The 1,075-nt window shown below is 39.2% G+C and carries 1 protein-coding gene and 1 pseudogene; one reads left to right on the forward strand and one right to left on the reverse strand.

Translation table 11 applies throughout. The features are described 5' to 3' along the window. Nucleotides 1-53: 53 nt before the first annotated feature. Nucleotides 54-362 (reverse strand): annotated as a pseudogene (locus ASJ81_RS13395) (ISAzo13 family transposase); the annotation flags it as partial. Between the two features lie 435 nt (nt 363-797). Between ASJ81_RS13395 and ASJ81_RS13400 the strand changes: the two are divergent. After that, a complete protein-coding gene (locus tag ASJ81_RS13400) occupies nt 798-1,055 on the forward strand; it encodes an MscL family protein (protein ID WP_095644846.1) in 258 nt (85 codons plus the stop codon). Nucleotides 1,056-1,075 lie beyond the last annotated feature (20 nt).

Here is a 1,075-nt window from a genome sequence, read left to right on the forward strand (position 1 = left end):
TATTTGTGGAGTTGCTAAAAACAATGTGGTAAAAGCCAACTGCGTAACTCCTAAAGACTTTCAAGATCAGATATAAGTGTGGGATCTTTATCAACACTCTTTTTGCGACCTCCCCCAGGAGCTCGAATCTTACCATCAGGAATAGATGTTCCACTTGCTCCAATCGTTCCACTTGCTAGTTCTTTACAAGCTTTAGAAATAGTATCACGAGAGATTCCTGTTGCACGAGAAACTATGCTGATTCCACCTTCACCAAGGCTAATAGCCTCAGCACCAGCAAATAGACGTTTCTTTTGTTCATCGAGAAACGGTTTGAGCAATTCATACTTTTCAGAGAGAATTTTCTCAAGTTGGTTACTCATATATATTCAATAGAAGGAACCCATATAAATAAATGCCCGAATTATTTTGTGACAATCACTAACTGATTTTCAAATCCGACTAACTTATTTTCAGTCCTAACTCCAATATAAAATTAATTTTTGGACAATTTATTAATAAAGGATGCAAAGAATATAAAAATTAACCAGTGATAGTATTATATCTATTTTTATTTCAGTCGAATACCCCGCTAGCTTGCTGCGGGGATGGAAACTTCCCCGGTAACCGTTGATGAAAATAAAATTTCTCAATTCCATTTTCGATTACTAACTTCTGCTCACACTAAATTGTTTAGGGTTATTATTTCCTTTAACGGAATTTTGAGCGGTGGCGCGAACATACCCCGTTGCTTGCAGCGGGGTGCGCCAGCGCAGCTTTGATTTTATATGTCACTTCACTATTTGTGGGAGGATAACATGGGGCTTCTAAGTGAGTTTAAGGATTTCCTTTATGAATACAAGGTAATTCCACTTGCAATTGCCTTCATTATGGGTATCGTATCCACGGCTCTGATAAAGTCGCTTGTGGATAATATCATAATGCCGATTATCACACCTTTCGTGCCTGGCAGAGCCTGGAAAACGGCAACCTTTGAAATTGGGCCAATAGTACTGGGTTGGGGAGCTTTTCTGGGAGAACTAATAAATTTTAGTAACTATTCAGGGTATAGTTAGCGGCGCTCCTTTGAGCGCCG

The organism is Methanosarcina spelaei (assembly GCF_002287235.1).
GTDB classification, from domain to species: Archaea; Halobacteriota; Methanosarcinia; order Methanosarcinales; family Methanosarcinaceae; genus Methanosarcina; species Methanosarcina spelaei.

What these genes read in the sequence shown, in the direction of transcription:
- ASJ81_RS13400 (WP_095644846.1), top strand. Translation starts at nt 798, where the DNA reads ATGGGGCTTCTAAGTGAGTTTAAGGATTTCCTTTATGAATACAAGGTA.